This is a genomic window from Bdellovibrio sp. SKB1291214, from assembly GCF_002209355.2.
In the GTDB taxonomy this organism is placed as follows: domain Bacteria; phylum Bdellovibrionota; class Bdellovibrionia; order Bdellovibrionales; family Bdellovibrionaceae; genus Bdellovibrio.
On the sequence record NZ_CP106855.1, the window covers coordinates 2,577,256 to 2,594,140 of the forward strand.

The 16,885-nt window shown below is 45.4% G+C and carries 17 protein-coding genes and 1 tRNA gene; 10 read left to right on the top strand and 8 right to left on the bottom strand.

The window, feature by feature from the left end:
• Nucleotides 1-90: 90 nt before the first annotated feature.
• The gene (locus B9G69_RS12765; protein WP_088614760.1) at nucleotides 91-1,377 is read right to left on the bottom strand and encodes an Hsp70 family protein; all 1,287 of its coding nucleotides are present in this window, start codon (nucleotides 1,375-1,377) and stop codon (nucleotides 91-93) included.
• Between the two features lie 61 nt (nucleotides 1,378-1,438).
• On the opposite strand from B9G69_RS12765, the gene B9G69_RS12770 reads away from it, so the two are divergent.
• Entirely contained in the window at nucleotides 1,439-1,918 is a 480-nt protein-coding gene (locus B9G69_RS12770; protein WP_088614759.1) for a hypothetical protein, read from the top strand.
• 2 nt (nucleotides 1,919-1,920) lie between these two features.
• On the top strand, nucleotides 1,921-2,136 hold the full coding sequence (locus B9G69_RS12775; protein WP_088614758.1) for a hypothetical protein: 216 nt from the start codon (nucleotides 1,921-1,923) through the stop codon (nucleotides 2,134-2,136).
• A 16-nt stretch (nucleotides 2,137-2,152) separates the two neighbouring features.
• Here the strand turns inward: B9G69_RS12775 and B9G69_RS12780 are convergent, their stop codons facing one another.
• The 3 genes from B9G69_RS12780 to mdtD form a co-directional block, all read right to left on the bottom strand.
• Nucleotides 2,153-2,422 (bottom strand): hypothetical protein, encoded by a 270-nt coding sequence (locus tag B9G69_RS12780; RefSeq protein WP_088614757.1) that lies wholly within the window; start codon nucleotides 2,420-2,422, stop codon nucleotides 2,153-2,155.
• Between the two features lie 136 nt (nucleotides 2,423-2,558).
• A complete protein-coding gene (locus B9G69_RS12785) occupies nucleotides 2,559-3,443 on the bottom strand; it encodes a 3'-5' exonuclease (protein WP_088614756.1) in 885 nt (294 codons plus the stop codon).
• A gap of 109 nt (nucleotides 3,444-3,552) precedes the next feature.
• Entirely contained in the window at nucleotides 3,553-4,992 is a 1,440-nt protein-coding gene (mdtD, locus tag B9G69_RS12790) for a multidrug transporter subunit MdtD (protein ID WP_088614755.1), read from the bottom strand.
• Between the two features lie 94 nt (nucleotides 4,993-5,086).
• Here mdtD and B9G69_RS12795 point away from each other — a divergent pair, with 94 nt between their 5' ends.
• From B9G69_RS12795 to B9G69_RS12805, 3 genes are read left to right on the top strand one after another with little or no spacing between them, the layout of a single operon-like run.
• Nucleotides 5,087-5,836 (top strand): phosphatase PAP2 family protein, encoded by a 750-nt coding sequence (locus B9G69_RS12795; protein ID WP_088614754.1) that lies wholly within the window; start codon nucleotides 5,087-5,089, stop codon nucleotides 5,834-5,836.
• Nucleotides 5,811-6,491 (top strand): DUF3943 domain-containing protein, encoded by a 681-nt coding sequence (locus B9G69_RS12800; RefSeq protein ID WP_176400915.1) that lies wholly within the window; start codon nucleotides 5,811-5,813, stop codon nucleotides 6,489-6,491. Before B9G69_RS12795 ends, B9G69_RS12800 begins: the two co-directional genes overlap by 26 nt.
• Nucleotides 6,488-7,189 carry a hypothetical protein gene (locus B9G69_RS12805; RefSeq protein ID WP_088614752.1) on the top strand — a complete coding sequence of 234 codons (702 nt, stop codon included), beginning with the start codon at nucleotides 6,488-6,490 and terminating at the stop codon, nucleotides 7,187-7,189. The genes B9G69_RS12800 and B9G69_RS12805 overlap by 4 nt, the downstream gene beginning before the upstream one ends.
• A 92-nt stretch (nucleotides 7,190-7,281) precedes the next feature.
• Here the strand turns inward: B9G69_RS12805 and B9G69_RS12810 are convergent.
• Nucleotides 7,282-7,373 (bottom strand) — tRNA-Leu (locus B9G69_RS12810).
• A 117-nt stretch (nucleotides 7,374-7,490) separates the two neighbouring features.
• On the opposite strand from B9G69_RS12810, the gene B9G69_RS12815 reads away from it, so the two are divergent.
• Both B9G69_RS12815 and B9G69_RS12820 read left to right on the top strand, forming a co-directional pair.
• A complete protein-coding gene (locus tag B9G69_RS12815) occupies nucleotides 7,491-7,898 on the top strand; it encodes a GFA family protein (RefSeq protein WP_088614751.1) in 408 nt (135 codons plus the stop codon).
• Between the two features lie 144 nt (nucleotides 7,899-8,042).
• Nucleotides 8,043-8,477: a hypothetical protein gene (locus B9G69_RS12820; RefSeq protein ID WP_088614750.1), complete on the top strand. Its 435-nt coding sequence runs from the start codon at nucleotides 8,043-8,045 to the stop codon at nucleotides 8,475-8,477.
• Between the two features lie 56 nt (nucleotides 8,478-8,533).
• Here B9G69_RS12820 and B9G69_RS12825 read toward each other — a convergent pair whose 3' ends face one another.
• A complete protein-coding gene (locus B9G69_RS12825; protein WP_088614749.1) occupies nucleotides 8,534-9,235 on the bottom strand; it encodes an RluA family pseudouridine synthase in 702 nt (233 codons plus the stop codon).
• The gene (locus B9G69_RS12830; RefSeq protein WP_088614748.1) at nucleotides 9,235-10,194 is read right to left on the bottom strand and encodes a GmrSD restriction endonuclease domain-containing protein; all 960 of its coding nucleotides are present in this window, start codon (nucleotides 10,192-10,194) and stop codon (nucleotides 9,235-9,237) included. The genes B9G69_RS12825 and B9G69_RS12830 overlap by 1 nt, the downstream gene beginning before the upstream one ends.
• A 245-nt stretch (nucleotides 10,195-10,439) precedes the next feature.
• Here B9G69_RS12830 and B9G69_RS12835 point away from each other — a divergent pair, with 245 nt between their 5' ends.
• The 3 genes from B9G69_RS12835 to B9G69_RS12845 all read left to right on the top strand — a co-directional run bounded on the left by B9G69_RS12835 (nucleotide 10,440) and on the right by B9G69_RS12845 (nucleotide 15,387).
• Nucleotides 10,440-10,640: a hypothetical protein gene (locus tag B9G69_RS12835; RefSeq protein ID WP_088614747.1), complete on the top strand. Its 201-nt coding sequence runs from the start codon at nucleotides 10,440-10,442 to the stop codon at nucleotides 10,638-10,640.
• Between the two features lie 213 nt (nucleotides 10,641-10,853).
• Complete coding sequence (locus tag B9G69_RS12840; protein ID WP_265437777.1) at nucleotides 10,854-12,278, top strand: TolC family protein; 1,425 nt, start codon at nucleotides 10,854-10,856, stop codon at nucleotides 12,276-12,278.
• 4 nt (nucleotides 12,279-12,282) lie between these two features.
• On the top strand, nucleotides 12,283-15,387 hold the full coding sequence (locus tag B9G69_RS12845; protein WP_088614745.1) for an efflux RND transporter permease subunit: 3,105 nt from the start codon (nucleotides 12,283-12,285) through the stop codon (nucleotides 15,385-15,387).
• Between the two features lie 30 nt (nucleotides 15,388-15,417).
• On the opposite strand, the gene B9G69_RS12850 is transcribed toward B9G69_RS12845, so the two are convergent.
• A complete protein-coding gene (locus B9G69_RS12850) occupies nucleotides 15,418-16,827 on the bottom strand; it encodes a protein adenylyltransferase SelO family protein (RefSeq protein ID WP_088614744.1) in 1,410 nt (469 codons plus the stop codon).
• Nucleotides 16,828-16,885 lie beyond the last annotated feature (58 nt).

Consider the following 16,885-nt stretch of genomic DNA (forward strand, 5'->3'; position numbering starts at 1 on the left):
CTACGAGGAGAGGGACGGAAAAAGTTAGACAGCTGTCATGGTTTTAGATGACAGCCGATGAAAGCTAACAGGATGAATATGAACTGGAAATTAAGTGACCTTTTGGCCTTTTGCCCAAAAGCTTGCCGATTCCACCAGGCCCGAAAGCACGGAGTGGAAGTGAGATTGGGTTTGCAGGCGGTCCTTGCCAAAGCGATTTTCGAGCTCGGCTTGGATAAATGGCACCTTGGCTGTTCCGCCTGTGAGACACACGAGATCGACCTGACCAGGGGCAACTCCTGCGGAATCCAAGCAGCGATCAAGGCCTTCAAAGATCTTTTGGCGCGTGTTCATTGCCCATTCGATAAACTGAGCGGTGGTGAAGTTCTCAGTGATTTCGATTTCGGGATAGTCAAACCGGAAGTCAAAGGATTCAGCACCCGATAGACCCCTTTTCGTTTTTTCAATCGCTTCAAAGAAAGGGAAGATTTGTTGGTCTTCTAGTAACACGAATAATCGTTCGATAGCTTCTTTGTCTTTTGCTCCCAAAGAGCATTTTTTCACTTCGCGAATGAATTCGTAAGTGTCTTTTTCTTTAAGATGCACAATGTGAGCAGGGTGATTCAATTTCTGAGTGACAGCGGGAGGCATCGTCAGAACATTACTGCTCATAGGGAGGCGATAGCGTGATTTTGCGCCAAAGTATTCATTCAAGCGATGACTCATAAAAACGGAATCCAATGCATCACCGGCCATCGGGCAGCCGTCAATGGCCAAGACATCTTTGCTATCAAAACCCTCAGCGCGCAGGCGGATTAAAGTAAAGTCTGAAGTCCCTCCGCCGAAGTCGCCGATAAGAACGATTTTTTCTTGGGTGATTTGTTTGCGATAATCAAAGGCCGCAGCCAACGGTTCTGGCACGAACTGCACTTCTTGAAAGCCCGCCATCTTGGCCGCTTTTTCCATACGGTGCAGGGCAAATCCATCCGCCACAGGGTCCATAGAATATCTTGCGGGTCTGCCAATAACTGCTTTTGTGACTTCTTGATTCAGATGTTTTTCAGCGCGTTTTTTTAATTCCAACAAAAAGATGCCAACCATGTTTTCTAAAGTCACAATGCGATTATCAATCACAGTACCCAAATAACTCTGGTTGGGCAGATGAGACTTAAACGAGCGAAAGAGGCGACCTTCCATATCTTGTTCGATATACTGTTCAATCGCTTCCGCACCATAATAACAAAGATCAGGATTTGGGAAATAAAGCAACGTGCGCATCAACGTTTGGTCTGCGGCCTTTGGATCAAGGGGAAGTGCCCCATGGGTTTTCCCATTGTGATAAGCTCCCACAAGCGAGTTGCTGGTTCCAAAGTCAATGGCAAGAAACGAATCAGACATATTGCAATCCCCGACCAAATCGGTCACCCTAAAAGAGTCATTGTATCATTGGAGTGGCACTGTGGATAAGCGAAAACTGATTGAACACATTAGAAGCGAAGTTGAAAAAGACGTCGAGGTGTTAACGGCCTCTGCAAAAGCGACGATTGAAGCAGTCACTGGCGAGGAATCCAAACCTGAAAATGAATACGATACACGTGGGCTTGAAGCCTCTTACCTTGCGCGAGGTCAGGCAAAACGCATCTCTGAAATTAAAGAATTCTTGGTCGTTTTAAAACACGTGAACGTTAAGGACTTCGGTCCTGACGATAAGATCGCGGGAACCGCTTTGATCGAAGTCGAGAGCAATGGCAAAACCAGTCACTTATTCATGATGACCCACGGTGGTGGTGTCACAGTCACTTTCGAAGGTAAGAAAATTCAGATTGTTACTCCGAATAGCCCCCTGGGCGAGGCCTTGTTGGATCTTGTCGAAGGCGACGTGGCCATCGTGGAGCAAGGTGATTCGATTCGCGAGTACGAAATCATTTCGGTTCAATAATCATGACGAAGAAAGTGATTCTTACGATCATCGGGACGGCCGTGGGATTCATGACCGGTCTTATTCTTGGCTTCGCGCTGACACCCATATTGTGGAAGCTTGAACCTGTGCTAGGACTGGAGCTAGCAGGTCACTCCGGACCGTCGACCTGGGTCGCGGTTTTTTTTGGTATTGTCATCGCTAGTATCACAGGTTCCTTCGCATGGAAGCGTCCCTAAGAAGTCATTTCGGTTATCAATAGCCGATGTCTTGCAGCTTTTTCTCTTGAAGAACTAAAACGGGAGATGTTTTTGTACTGGAATAAGTCTTGATGGTTTTTTTATATGTCATCAAGATCAGGCGCAGTAAATCTTCTTTATGCGCAGGGGAGGGAAGTTGAGACTGTTCAATCTCAAAGACGGAATAGTTTCCATCTTCCAGAACCACCTCTACCAAAATTTTTCCGTTGCGTGATAAAAATAAGAGCCATACGTCCCAGTCAATAATCGAACTATGTTTTTGCAACGTACTCTCCATGAAGATTTCTATTCAAGGTATATGTTCTGAATAGTCTGTACAAGTACAGGAGCATGAATACTTGCAATTGCTGCAAGTATTTAGCTTTTAATCATGTTTTTACAACGGGAAGTGATTGATAACCTTATTTGAAATTATCCATGAGGGGTATATCACGATGAATACCGTTAAACGGGCCATGGTAAACGCTGTCTTCAAGCCAACTGATTTCTGCCTTAACGTCGTCTTTGAAAATCATTTTTGACCAAAAGCGATTGGTGTTGTCCCAAGAATAGCCGCGAGTTTTCAAAAATTCTTTGGATTCGAAAGGAGCCGAGCTTGCAATCACATGAGTCATCATGCGTTTTGCATTTGCAGTAAGCTCCATCAAGTAAGGCGTTTCGGAGATGTGGCACTTATGACTTAACAAATAAAGCAAAGCATCCACGTCGTTGAGTGCTCTGTGGGAGTCGGTAAAAAAGCCGTGATAGATATTTAAAAGCTCAAGCTTAGGGCTTGTGAAGCCTTTGGAATTCCAATCAACTTGTTTAAAAGAACAGCCCCAGATTCGTTCCGTGGATGTTTTTGATTTACGATCAATAAACGGACGGTCAAATTTTGCATTGTGAGCAATTACCAAACAGGTCTCACCAATCAATTGGTCAACGTGGCCCCAATCGATTTTTTGGCCTTCAAGGTCGGTATCCGTGATTCCTGTAAGGGCCACGATCTCGGGTGATAAAGGACGGCCTGGGTCTTGGAATGCGGAATAAGATTTACCAAGACGCAAAATCTCGCCTGTGTTTTTGTTGAAATCAAATTGGCGCATGCCGATTTCGATCACTTGATCTTCGTTCTGATTCAGTCCCGTTGTTTCAACGTCTAAGACCATTCCTGTACGAACCAAATCTTGATTGGTGTTAAGCCATGAATCAGTGACGTATTCAGGAAATAAAACGGGGCACTCAACTAACTTTTTAAGAGTTACTGAATTGCCGTCATGTGATTTTCCGATCCAACGAAATGCCATATCAACTCCAAAGGGCCTTATAGTCCCCTCAGCCAGCATTATCGATGATACCCTGTCCAGTTTCATCTGATTTTTCTATCTGAAATGCAGCGTCGGACTGTATTCAAAATTATTCGACGGCGACCTTCTTAGGATCGTCGGGACGGGCGGACATTTCTGCCGGAAGTTGCCAGAAAATCCACGCTGAGCTGCAGGTGATAAGGCCCATGCAAATAAATGTGGCACGGAAGGCCTGCAGGGCATAGCCTCCACCTTCCATAGCTGGATAGTGGGAGGCGAAGGTGCTTAGCAGCGCGCCTGCCGCGGCCACGCCAAAACTCATCGCCAACATTTGCACCATGGAAAATAAGCTGTTTCCGCTGGAGGCAAGTTTTGCGTTGAGGTCTTTCAGTGTCAGTGTGTTCATCGCGGTGAATTGCAGAGAGTTCACTGTCCCGAAAAATAACAACTGTAAAATTCGAATCCACAGTGGTTGTGACGGTGTGATTAAAGCAAAGCTTGCCATCATAATGCCCACACAAAGAGTGTTGTAAGTAAGTGTGCGACGATATCCCAAACGCATGATTAAAGGCGTTCCCAGTTTTTTAGCATAAATACCAGCAAGTGCGACAGGGATCATCGTTAGACCCGCCTCAAACGGGGAGTAATGCATGCTGATTTGTAAAAACAACGGGATCAGAAAAGGCATACTGCTGCTGCCGATACGTGCAAACAGATTTCCTAAAAGTCCAATGGTATATGTTTGAGAGCTAAAAAGTTTTAAAGAAAATAACGGCAGCGGATTTTTTCGTGCATGAATCCAATACGCGGTTAAAGACGCCATACCAAAGATAGTTAACAACAAGACTGTGGCCTGTTGAAAACCCAGCTCTGACAACCCATCCAGAGCAAAAGAGATCATCACCATGCACGTTGAGAGCATGATGAAGCCCGACAAATCGAATTTAGGAACTTCAACACCGCGAATATCCGGCATATCGATATACGTCGCGATACAACCAATGATGCCAACGGGAATGTTGATTAAGAAAATCCAATGCCATGAAGCGTACTCTACCAAATATCCACCCAGCGTAGGGCCGATCAGAGGTCCCACCAAGGCAGGAATTGTGACAAAGCTGATGGCTCGTAAAAATTGATTTGCTGGAAAAGCCCTAAGGACCGCAAGGCGACCCACCGGCATCATCATCGCCCCGCCCATACCTTGAAACACCCGAGATACAACAAGTTGGGGCAGTGTTTGAGCAACCGCACAGCACAAAGACCCCAGAGTAAATAAAAGAATCGCCGAAAAAAATACGCGACGGGTTCCAAAGCGGTCCGCGATCCATCCCGAAGCAGGAATTAGAACAGCGATCGTCAGGGAGTATGCTATCACCACTGATTGCATCATCAGAGGACTTTGGTTCAAACTTTTTGCCATGCTTGGAAGAGCCGTGTTGACGATTGTTGAATCTAAGGTTTCCATAAAGAAACCAATAGCAACTAACCAGAGAAGTCGATTGGAAGAAGCAGGGTTGGCTGAACCAGAGGATGTGGTGGTGGACATATAAAACCTCTCTCTTGTTTTACTCCCGTTTTCTGAGTTCCGCAAAGAGAGTTCCGTTTTGACGTCAGAGTTTGAATTAAGGTACGCTTAGTGAATGACAAATTTAAGTAGAGTTCTGTTTTTGTTTTTCAGTGTCGTGTTTTCTTCGCCATCTTTTGCAGGTTCATTCGAATGGAATGATCCGACAGGCAGCAAACCATTTCTTCCGTGGGTGTGGGAAGACCAATTGAAACCCACTGCTGAAAAATCCTGGGACCTAACCGGTGCAAGTATACTTCTTGCGGGGGCCGTAGGAACTGCTGCTGCACATACTCAAGATGACCGGGTGTTTGAGTACACACAAAATCACGACTTGATGTCTGATTCATGGGAGCAAGTTGGTGGGTTTTTAGCCAGTGGTGGTCCAGGGGTCTTTCTTGCGATGACACAGCTTTGGTGGGATCAACCTGCGGGTCTGCAAAATTTCCGTGCGATGATGTGGACCACAGCGACTCATGTAACTTTAGCAGCCAGTATCAATCGTGAAAGACCTCCGGGACAAAATCGCGGTTGGTCCTTTCCATCAGGGCACACCTCGAATGCTTTTGCGATTGCGACCTCTCTTGCATATTCATACGGTCCTTGGGTGGGCGTTCCTTCATACGGTCTGGCGACCTTTATTGCGGCATCCAGAATATCTGCACAAGTGCATTGGTTGAGTGATTGTGTCGCTGCCGCCGCCATCGGAATTTATTGGGGACGTGCATCTGCGCTCGTGACTGAAAGTAAAAAGCCAGTTACAATATTTATATATCCGGTGCCTATTGATGGAGGCGCAATTGTTAATTTCTCCAAAGTTTTTTAGTTCACTCATCCTGAGTGTTGCTGTTTTATTTTCGGTGATCACTGGCGCCGAGGAATCGGCGCCGGTGTTACAGAAAAATCCCACCGGTCTTTACGAAGAGTATAAGCAAATTCCCAAAGCCGAATTCGAGAAGCACGAAAGACTTAAAAACTTTGCGATCATGTATGGTCTGCAGTGGATCGTTTATGGTGTTACTCAATACCACACGATCAAAGAACATGGCTCGTTTCATAATTGGATTAGAAATCCGTGGCACGCCGATTATGATAAAGATACTTATGATTATAATATCTTTAAGCACTCTCTGTCTGGAGAGTTGTACTATCAATACTATCGGTCGCGCGGATATTCCGAACAGGAATCTTTTTTGTGGGCAGTGGCTTCGTCAACAGCGTTTGAGTTTACAATTGAAACGGTGACGGAGGTCCCTAGTTATCAGGATTTGTATCAAACCCCGGTGTTGGGAACTGTGGTCGGGGTAGGTATGGAAAAACTCAGCTTGTATTTCCATTCAAAAAAAACATGGCCCAACCGGTTGTTAGGATATTTTTTTAATCCATTCACATTGTTGTCGCACTCGCAGTACGGATATGTCACGGTTCCGGTCGTGACAAATAACTATAAAGGCATCCAGATTTCATGGAGCTTCCAATGATGAAGCTGTTGTCCGTTTTTACGGTTCTGTTTATTTCATGTGCGGCCTTTGCACAGAATGATTATTTATTTAAAACCATCGAATCCGATACCACTGCAACAGAACTTCCCACGATTGATAAAATTTGGATCGAAGGTCTTCATATCGATGCCGGTGTGGGAATTCATGGTGGCGTGTATTTGGTCGAGGGGTCCACTCGCGATTACGCGACGGGATTGGCGATCAAGACCGACGTGGGCTATTACTTTAACGACCACTGGGCTTGGGAAGCGAGCTCCATGATTAAGTTTGCCCGAGTTGACGAACTAAGAATTTGGGGCACTCAGCTGACCATGGGGATTCGCTATCGATTGCCACCGGGGTGGTACGATGAACAAGTGCCCTACTTCAGATTTTTCACGGGCGCCAATATCAACGTGGTCTACACAGATGGCAGAAAACTTCCTGAGTTTGAGGAAGCTTACAGTCGTATTCAGTTTGAAGGTCCCATGGCTGGCCTCGCCTTTGGCGGCATGCGCTTGACCGAACAAAGCAAGAACATGTGGTTTTGGGAAGCAAGTTTAACTGCAGAGTGGTTAACACGTGAAAGCGGGATTCAAATGGACAAAGATGTGCCTGTGGTGGTGTCTCGCTCTGCGCTTGACGGTCGATCACAACTGTACACGATCTTTATCACCTTCGGCGGTCGCATTTTCTAAGTCCATTCATAATGGCAAATAAAAAGCGCGTGAATGCAGGTTAGCGCAAGGGCATTCGAAAATAGTTTGTTTTGAAGATACTAAAAAGAAGATGGTGCCTCGGGCCGGAATCGAACCGGCACGACCCGGTAAAGGAATCCCAGGATTTTAAGTCCTGTGCGTCTACCAATTTCGCCACCGAGGCAATCGTGAAGACCAGATGATACCTGTCTTTGCTTAAAGGTCAACTTTAGGCGCAGCGTTAATCTTTAAAAAACCAAAGACTTGCCAAAATATCAGGCAAGTATGGCACCATGAACGCATGAATAATCAATATCTGGGTTCCTGCCTGTGTGAGAAAGTGACATTCGAAGTCGTCGGCAGTTTCGAAAGCTTCTTTTTGTGCCACTGTAAGTACTGCCAGAAGGACACAGGTTCCGCTCACGGTGCCAATTTGTTTTCTCAGAAAGCGCAGCTAAAATGGGTGCGTGGAGGCGACATGGTGAGAACATTTAATCTGCCTTCAACCCGACACTCGAAAAGCTTTTGTAAAGAGTGTGGCTCGGCTTTACCAGGTTTGCAGATGAATGGTCAGTTATTGGTCGTTCCTGCCGGGAGCTTAAATTCCCCGTTAGATATTAAACCCAATGCCCATATCTTTTGTTCAAGCAAAGCCCCCTGGGATGAGGCTTTAGAAAAAATAGCTACGTTCGAAACACTGCCGTCATAACGATATCTGCGCCCGTGTGAGCGAAACTCCCGACAAACCCTGAATTTCTTACCTGTCCATCGAATCCTAACAGAGATTTCACTCTCATTAAGCTCTAAAATAGGGTAAAAGAGGTACCAGCCAAAACCTAATAGGGAGAGTTTTATGAAAGTCCTTTCGACGGTGGTTCTTTTGTCTGGTCTTATCGTTTCTTCATTCGCGCAAGCATCTCAATTGCCTAACGATGCCTTGAATTCTTATCAACTTCTTCGTTCTATCTTTGCAAAATACGACATCACTAAAGGGGACGGTCCCAACGATGCTCCTTGCAAATTGACTTTGATCCTTCAAGAAAAACAAGTGTATTTGGGTTTGGAGAAAGCACCAGGTGCAGCTTTGCTTGACGGTGTCTTCACAACACTTGATATGGCTTCAGCTGAAAGAGTGGTCGTTGGTTCTTATGGCTGGGATGGCGAGCAAACGGACTTTATCATCGACCGTGCTCCTGAAGCATTGACGGTGAAAGCAATCAACATTGCTAGCGAACGTGCTGGTGGTGGTGCTGAAGTCGCTTACTGCACATTCTATCCAAAAAAATAGTTTTCAAACAAAAACCCCGCCGATAAAGCGGGGTTTTTAGTTTCTGACAGAGGAGATCACTTTTTTTCGGAAGCGCTCATCTCGCTGTTCAGAAGCAGGATAAATTCCTTCATGTCCTCGGGTAAAGCAGATTCTATTTTGATCGGCTGCTGTGTAAAGGGATGGTTAAATTCCAAAGATAGGGCATGCAACATTAAGCGAGCAGCGACGGGAACTTTATTGCAAGGATAAATATCATCCCCAAAGATACCCATGTGTTCTTCAGCTAGGTGAACTCGTATTTGGTGCATGCGCCCTGTTAGAGGTTGCGCTTCGACCATCATGCCCAGTTTAAACTTCTCGAGCAGACGAAATTTGGTATGAGCCATATCGCCGCCGGAGCTGACAGATTTCATCTTGGTTTTTTTAAGCTTATTATCGCGGACCTCTGCCAAGTGATTTTTAAATTCCCAAGTTTCAGGCATTTTGCGATTGCGAGTGATTGCAACATAAGTCTTTTGGATCAGATGTTTTTTAAACATATTCGCCAAAGGATCGTTCGCCTCTTTGTTTTTAGCAAAGATCATCACGCCCGAGGTGTCGCGATCTAAGCGGTGGTGCAGAGCTAGGTAAAAATCTGACCCGCGCGCGCTTTGAAGCTGTTTTTTTAATTGAGTGAAGAAGTCGGGACGGCTTTTATCCACCGTCGCTTGCGAAGGAAGACCAGCCGGCTTTTCAGCCGCGATAAACCAGTCATCCTCGAAGAGAATTTTAAACATTAGCGTTTATTGACCATGCAGAAATTTAGGTTCTGCGTTATAACGTTTCGTTGATTGTCTAATTCGTCCTTGGTGAACACGAAGTCTGAAGCTTTGCAACCGTACTTCACGATATTATCGTTGATGGCTTGCGCCTCTTCCGGGTTTACCGTCAAACGCCAGATCATTTTAATCGCCAGCCAGTTGCGGATGTATTGGCAACGTCCAGGCTCGTAGGGCGGCAAGTATCCCTCAGGACCGCTGTCACCCTTAGACATATTTTGATGAGCTTCAGCAGAAACTAAATGCTCTTTCATGCCCATATAGTTCGCGTACAAACAGCGGAGTTTGTAATCCCAATTGAAAGCTCCGGACATGTAAGCGTTTTTTAAAGGCACCATGTGGTCGATCTGAATTTGGCGAGAAGATGTCAGCTCTGTATTTGTGTACGGATCATCCCATTTGCCATCTTCCACTACACAGAACTTGCCATTACGGTAGGTGACTTCGCCTTTGCTATCGCGAACCAAGACTTTAGCGCGCGTGTTCATGCATGTTTCATCAGCGGGGTCATTGATCCAACGACCGAAGTGAAGTTTGCGCATATATTTTTCTGTGGGAACTGGCATGTCGTAATTGTATTGGTTCCAGCGCAGCAGGTTTACGACAGCGACTTTAGCTTTTGAAACAAAAGATTCGAACAATGTTCCCGGAGTCATCAATTCACTGGGTTCCATTTTCGGTGTGCGAATTGTCACGTGATCTATATTGGCGTCGTCTACAAGATAGAACTGATGCCATTGTGGTTTTTCTGTATACGGTGCTGGAACCGCTTGCTGTGAATCGCTCGCCTGTGATGCGTGCACCGGTGGCAACTCTGATGGTGCCTCTTCCTGTGCCCAAGTCGTATGTGCATTCAGCAATGCTGTTGCAAATACTCCCAAAACTAAAGCGAATTTCATGCCCCTCACGAAATCCATTATTCCCCCCGCGAATGGATAAATTTTTACCTTGAGGATTAAGCGAGTTTCAACAACTGATTCTGTCAGTTTTGTGTTGTGAGATTGCCCGCGCGCGTTAAGTGTAAGGAGGACGATGAGTTTGCTTTGAAATTACTCATTGGAACACAGGGCTAGTATCATGGTGCGTCTGGAAGAGTTCACTTGCTCTGCTCGAGAATTGATCACAAAATTTAAGTATTTGGTAAACAACATAGGGAGTTCTTATGAAGAAGATCGTATTCGCGTCTGTAGTGGCTTTATTCTTGGGTGCCTGTGCATCCCAATCAAAAAAAGAATCATGCGCGTGCGGAATGGATAAAGCAAAATCAGCATGTCACGGGGGCGAGTGCGCTGTTGATAAAAAAGCGACAGCTTCAAGCGGTTGCGCCGACTGTCACGCCGCGGAAGAGAAAACTGGTAAATAATCTTTTACCAAGGACCTTAACATTTGATTCAAAATCATCACAAAACCCTCTGCAGAAGAGGGTGTTGTTTTTTAAAGCTCGCACTCTAATTTTTATTCCCCATTGTATTCTTTAAAAAAATTCAAAACCCTGTAGTTGAGCGGTTGTTTACAGGACCTAATTACTTTACGCTTTCCATATAACAAGAATGAGTCAACGGAAGGACTTAATCTTATGAAGAGCCAAGTGTGTATCGCACTTCTTTTGTTTTGTTCATCGCCATCCTTCGCGATGAATTTGCAAGAATATCTTAAAGTCGTCGAATCCAATCATCGATCTATCAAAGCGCTCGATTACGCTAAAGAAGCTTATGATGATGCGAACCTCGCCGGGGACATCGATTTGGTTCCTGCCGTAGGAGCGGAGATAAGTTATCTGAGTGATAAAAATCCACTCAGTCAGTTTGCATTATTTGGTGTTCCCGAAAGCAAACAGCTCTCCTATAATCTTGGTTTGCAAAAAAAGTTTTCTTCAGGAACTTCAGCCAAGGTGTGGGGTACAGTCACTCAATTTGATAATCCAGGAATTCAAAATCCGGAGTTTGCTCGTTACAGCCGTTTCGGATATGGGCAATTGGGCCTCACCTTATCGCAGTCTTTATGGAAAGATGCCTTTGGACGTGGCACTCGTCTGCGTTGGGAAAGGCAAGATGCCGATACAGCTGCAAAAAAAGGGGATGCTGACTATAAGATTCGCGGCGTTTTAGTTCAGGCGGAAGTCGCATATTGGGAATACCTGTATGCCGTGGAAAACCTCAAAACGGCGCAGGGTTCCTTGGATCGCGCGAAAAAAATAGAATCCTGGACAAGACGTCGCGTGAATGACGGGATTAGTGATCGCGCGGATCTTCTGCAAGGGCAGGCGTTGGTTGCTGGTCGACAGCTGTTACTTATTACTGCCGAGGATGATTTGCAGTCGGCGAAAAAGGCTGTTCGCGATGCCATGGAGTTAAAAGATTCTGATCCCTTTCCGGTCATCGAAGGCGATCTGAGTGTGTCTCGTCCTATTAATTCGATGGTCACTGGCGGAAAAGGCCGGGTTGTTCAGATTGAAGCCTATATTAAGTCCTTAGATGCCAAAGCGGCTGCGGTAAGTGCTGATGAAGTCGAGGATAAGTTTCGTCCTGATTTAGTCTTAAGCGGGTCGTACAATACAAATGCGTTGGGGCAGGACATGCCAGAGGCTTCGCAAAACTTAGGTGATTTCGACAGGCCCACAGCCAAAGTTTCATTAACCTTCCAATACCTGTTTGATACCTCTGTGAAAAAGGCTGCTAAAGACGGGGCACGCAAGCAAGCTCTGGCAAATCGAATGTTGGCAGAACGTCAGCTCTTGGAAAGTGACAGTGCTTGGAGTGAACTCAACCGCAGATACATAGAGATGTCTAAGCGTGTGGAAAGTGCAGAGCAAGTTCATAAACTTCAAAATGATCGAGCTCGTGCGACGAATGATCTTTTTAACAAAGGTCGCACGATCACCATGAACGTTATTGATGCAGAAAACGATGCAGCGACGGCCGAACTTAATTTAAGCCGTTTAAAGACTGAACAAAGAAAAATGGAAGCCCAAGGTCGTCTATATATGACGGTAGAGGAATAGACCTATGAATTTACCAAGTCTTTCAATTCGCAGACCTATTACAATTCTTTGCGTGGTTCTTCTAACGTTGATTCTGGGTGTATTTTCTTTATTTAAAATGCCCGTGGATCTTTTCCCCGATGTGACATTTCCGATCCTTTCCATCCAAATCGTCTATCCAGGTGCTTCGCCTTTGGATTTGGAAAAGCAAGTCGCAAAACCGATTGAAGATGAACTGGGAAGTCTTTCGGGTTTAAAAACGATCACCTCGCAAAACTTAGACGGTGTGACTGTTATCATTCTTGAATTCAACCTCGGGGTTGATATTAAGGATTTAGAGCAAGATGTGCGAAACCGTATCGGCAATATTCGAAACGATTTACCTAAAGACATTAGAGAGCCGGTCGTGCGAAGGTTCGACCCGGCCGATCAGCCGATTGTGACTTTGGCGTTAGTGACAGAGCTTCCTGATGGGGAGGCCTATGACTTGGCGAATGAAACGATCAAGCCCATGTTTGAGCGCCTAAAAGACGTAGGACAAGTGCAGATTTACGGCGGACGTAAGCAAGAAATTCACGTGTTGATTGATAAAAACAAACTTCAAGATCGTAAGATTTCGATGCTGCAAGTTTCTCAACGAGTTTTGGAAACGTCTCAAGACGTGCCAATTGGAAAGATTGAAAATCCAAAACAAGAAACCTCATTGCGTACCAGTGGTGAATTCGATTCTTTAAAGCAGATTGAAGAAGTGAACGTCAACTTTGTCGGTTCCGACCGTCCCGTGATGGTGAAAGACATAGGTCGCGTTATTAAAAGCCTTGAAGACCAGAAAACCATGGGTCGTATCAAGGGCAAAAAAGCGTTGCTTTTAAATGTCTATAAACAAAGAGGAGCGAACACCGTTGCTGTGGCTGACAATATTAAAAACAACGTGGCAAAAGCCACCGAGTTTTTGAAATCTAAAAATATCAACGCTCATGTCGAAATGGTGCGGGACACATCGATTCCAATTCGCTTAAACGTAGCGGACGTCAATGAGTCTATTACCATTGGTATCTTACTGTGCGTGTTGGTGGTGTTCTTTTTCTTGGGATCTGCACGCTCCACTTTGATCACAGGGATGGCTCTTCCGAACTCCCTCTTGGGTGGATTTGTATTGATGTTTGCCATGGGCTTTACGATCAATTTGATGACCTTGCTCGCATTGTCATTGGCCGTGGGTCTTTTGATCGATGATGCGATCGTCGTGCGGGAAAATATCTTTCGACATTTAGAGATGGGTAAACGTCCCAAAGATGCGGCTTTGGATGGTACAAAAGAAGTGACCATGGCCGTTGTTGCGACGACGCTTGTGGTGATTGCAGTTTTCGGTCCGATTTCATTCCTACAGGGGATCGTGGGACAGTTCTTTAAACAATTCGGTTTAACAGTTGTGTTCACGATGCTTATTTCGCTGTTCGATGCATTTACAGTGGCACCGATGATGTCAGCCTATTTAGCGCATCCGGATGAACACAATAAAGGCAATGGCATTATTGGCAAACTGTTATCGGCGTTTGATCGTTTTCAGACGAAGCTTGAAGATATTTATGAAAGGCTTCTAAAATTCACGATCAATTATCCGAAGACGATTTTATCGGCGGCCGTCGTCGTCTTCGTGCTCTCCATGGGGACGATTGCCTTTATTCCAAAGACGTTCTTACCCGAAGCAGATGAAGGGGAGTTTTCTGTTTCCATCGAATTGCCTGTGGGATCTTCACTGGAGGCTACAGGAAATTTGGTGGCGGATTTAGAGAAAGTTTTTGAAGGGGATCATGCGGTCGGGATTGTTGTTGCGACCATTGGTACAGTGAACAACGAAGCCAATAAGGCAAGCTTGTATGTGCGTTTGGTCGACCCTAAAGATCGTCCAATGAATACTAGTGATTACACGGAATCGCTTCGTAAAAAAATGGAGCCTTTTAAAGAGCGTGCCATCGTCAGTATCGGTCAGTTCGATCCGGTAAATTCAGGTCAGAAGCCTTTAATGATCAACCTGACCGGACAAGACTTGGATGAACTTAATAAATACGCAACTCAGGTCGTAGCAAGACTGAGTAAAATTGAAGGACTGGTTGACGTCGATACAAATTTCCGGGCAGGTAAGCCAGAGTTTCACGTGATCTTTGATCGCAATCGCTCGGAGTCTTTAGGAGTTTCCACAGTGAAAGCGGGTGCGGAGCTTCGCAACCGCACCGAAGGAAATGAAGAGTCCATCTATCGTGAAAAAGGGATTGATTATAAAATCCGTGTTCGCTTTGAAGAAAAGTTTCGCGATCTTAGAAGCAATTTTGAATCGACATTGGTTCCAAATGCGAATTTCAACATGATCCCATTGCCACGAATCGCTCGCGGTGAAGAAGCCACAGGTTTTTCGCAAATCAATCGTCAAAACAAAAGTCGTTTCATTCAGGTTTCTGCAAATCTTGCTAAAGGTGGCGCCTTGGGAACGGCCTCACAAGAAATTGAAAAAGTATTTAAGACCGAACTTAAACCGCCAGCAGGAATTGAATACCGTTTCCAAGGTCAGGCAGATGACTTTAAGGATTTGATCAACAACATGTTGATCGCGATTTTCCTGGGCGTAACGTTTATTTATTTGGTGCTTGCTAGCTTGTATGAAAGCTTTATCACGCCATTCACGATTTTGTTGGCATTGCCACTGGCGATGACGGGGGCCTTTCTGGCGCTCTTAATCACAGGAAAAACAATTGATATCTTCTCGCTGATAGGAATTGTTTTATTGCTGGGGGTTGTGGCGAAGAACTCGATCTTGCTGGTTGATTATACTAATCACCTGTTGCAAGACGGAATGGAGCGTAAGGATGCCCTGCTTAAAGCCTGTCGAACACGTCTTCGTCCGATCTTGATGACGTCCTTGGCATTAATCGCCGGGATGATTCCAATTGCGATCGGTCTGAACGAAGCTTCGGCGATGAGAAAATCCATGGGTATTGCAATCATCGGTGGTCTGATCAGCTCAACATTGCTAACTCTGGTTGTAGTGCCAGCAGCCTTTGGATTTATCGATGACTTTAGAACTTGGCTTCGTAAAAAACTGGCGAAGATCAGCGGTTATCAAGGGGGCTAGTCCGGCCCTAAACAGAGGCTTGAAGAAGACCTAATAGAGTCCCTTGATGGCACGGATTTCTTGAAGCTTTTTATCAAATAAAGCCCAGTCGTCTTGATCGGCGATGGGCGCCCAGATAGATTCTAGCTCATCGATGATCAATGAGCAGCACTTGGAATTTTTAAAATACGGGTGTTCTGCTTTTTTTGAATCTAGAATTTCGTAATAATCCAGATTCTTTTTAAGTTCGGTAAAGCTTGGGTGGCTGTACACCTGACTTTGGGGAGATCTTGCCAGGCGCTCTTCGTTCACTCCGGAGTGCAAATCAAAGAAAGTCTGTTCAAATAACGGCTGAGCTTCCGCTAAAAAATTAAAGAAGTTCATCATCATTTCTTGATCCATCTCTAATGACGCTCGTTCGTCTTGCAGAGGATTTTGAATGTTCAAGCGATGCATGAACAAACGGCGACTTTCAAAGTTAAAGTTATCCGCAAACTCTTCAAGTAATTCTTCATAGGGAAGGTTTGGATAGGCGAATTTTAAAGCAAATCCCAACTGGTGCAAATTCCAAAGCACGGAGGTGGGCTGGCGACCATAGGCGTACAAGCCACTTTGATCAAAATATGCCGCGGTGAAAGCGGGATCGTATTTCGGCATAAAACGATAAGGACCATAGTCAAAGCTTTCACCCGTGATGTTCATGTTGTCGGTATTAAGGACCCCGTGAACAAAGCCCGCCATCATCCACTGCGCTGTCGTGCGCGCGACATTTCTGCAAACCGCCTGTAAAAATGCCGCGGCCTTTTCATCACCCTCGTAAACGGAAAGCTCTGGATAATAGTGACGAACACTGTAATCCAAAAGTTTTACGATATTGTCGGCCTCTTTCAAAAAAGCCAAACGTTGAAAAGTTCCGAAACGAATGTGACTGTGATTTAAGCGAACTAAAACTCCCGCCCGAGTGGGGGATGGTTCGTCGTGACGTTCTAAGCTTTCGCCTGTTTCAAAAACCGAGAAGGTTTTGCTGGTGTTTACGCCCAAAGCTTCAAGAAGTTCTGTTGCCAGGATTTCGCGGAAGGCACCTTTTAAAGTTAAGCGTCCATCGCCACTGCGAGAGTAAGGTGTGCGACCGCTTCCTTTTGTCCCTAAATCATAAAGCTTTTCTTTAACTTGAAATTGCGCATAAAGGAACCCGCGGCCATCGCCGAGCTGGGGATTGTAAGAGCGAAATTGATGCCCATGATAACGAAGTGCTAAGCACGTCAGTAAGTTTCCGGGCATGGCTTTAAAATCGGCAAAATAAGATTTCCACTCTGATTCTGAGAGTTGATCCAAGCCTATAGTGCGTGCTGCGTCCTGATTGCGGTAGCGAAGTTTGGCGTCTGGAAAGGGCGCAGCCTGGACCTCATCATAAAATTCTGGACCCAATTCATAAATAGGAGGTGATACGTGATGACTCATATCTCAGGTATGAGCTTTCAAGAGTGGAAAGGCAAGCTGTAGAGTTTACGAGGGGCCT

What these genes read in the sequence shown, in the direction of transcription:
- B9G69_RS12850 (WP_088614744.1), bottom strand. Translation starts at nt 16,827, where the DNA reads ATGAGTCATCACGTATCACCTCCTATTTATGAATTGGGTCCAGAATTT.
- B9G69_RS12775 (WP_088614758.1), top strand. Translation starts at nt 1,921, where the DNA reads ATGACGAAGAAAGTGATTCTTACGATCATCGGGACGGCCGTGGGATTC.
- B9G69_RS12820 (WP_088614750.1), top strand. Translation starts at nt 8,043, where the DNA reads ATGAAAGTCCTTTCGACGGTGGTTCTTTTGTCTGGTCTTATCGTTTCT.
- B9G69_RS12765 (WP_088614760.1), bottom strand. Translation starts at nt 1,377, where the DNA reads ATGTCTGATTCGTTTCTTGCCATTGACTTTGGAACCAGCAACTCGCTT.
- B9G69_RS12845 (WP_088614745.1), top strand. Translation starts at nt 12,283, where the DNA reads ATGAATTTACCAAGTCTTTCAATTCGCAGACCTATTACAATTCTTTGC.
- B9G69_RS12805 (WP_088614752.1), top strand. Translation starts at nt 6,488, where the DNA reads ATGATGAAGCTGTTGTCCGTTTTTACGGTTCTGTTTATTTCATGTGCG.
- B9G69_RS12840 (WP_265437777.1), top strand. Translation starts at nt 10,854, where the DNA reads ATGAAGAGCCAAGTGTGTATCGCACTTCTTTTGTTTTGTTCATCGCCA.
- B9G69_RS12835 (WP_088614747.1), top strand. Translation starts at nt 10,440, where the DNA reads ATGAAGAAGATCGTATTCGCGTCTGTAGTGGCTTTATTCTTGGGTGCC.
- mdtD (WP_088614755.1), bottom strand. Translation starts at nt 4,992, where the DNA reads ATGTCCACCACCACATCCTCTGGTTCAGCCAACCCTGCTTCTTCCAAT.
- B9G69_RS12825 (WP_088614749.1), bottom strand. Translation starts at nt 9,235, where the DNA reads ATGTTTAAAATTCTCTTCGAGGATGACTGGTTTATCGCGGCTGAAAAG.
- B9G69_RS12795 (WP_088614754.1), top strand. Translation starts at nt 5,087, where the DNA reads ATGACAAATTTAAGTAGAGTTCTGTTTTTGTTTTTCAGTGTCGTGTTT.
- B9G69_RS12785 (WP_088614756.1), bottom strand. Translation starts at nt 3,443, where the DNA reads ATGGCATTTCGTTGGATCGGAAAATCACATGACGGCAATTCAGTAACT.
- B9G69_RS12830 (WP_088614748.1), bottom strand. Translation starts at nt 10,194, where the DNA reads ATGGATTTCGTGAGGGGCATGAAATTCGCTTTAGTTTTGGGAGTATTT.
- B9G69_RS12815 (WP_088614751.1), top strand. Translation starts at nt 7,491, where the DNA reads ATGAATAATCAATATCTGGGTTCCTGCCTGTGTGAGAAAGTGACATTC.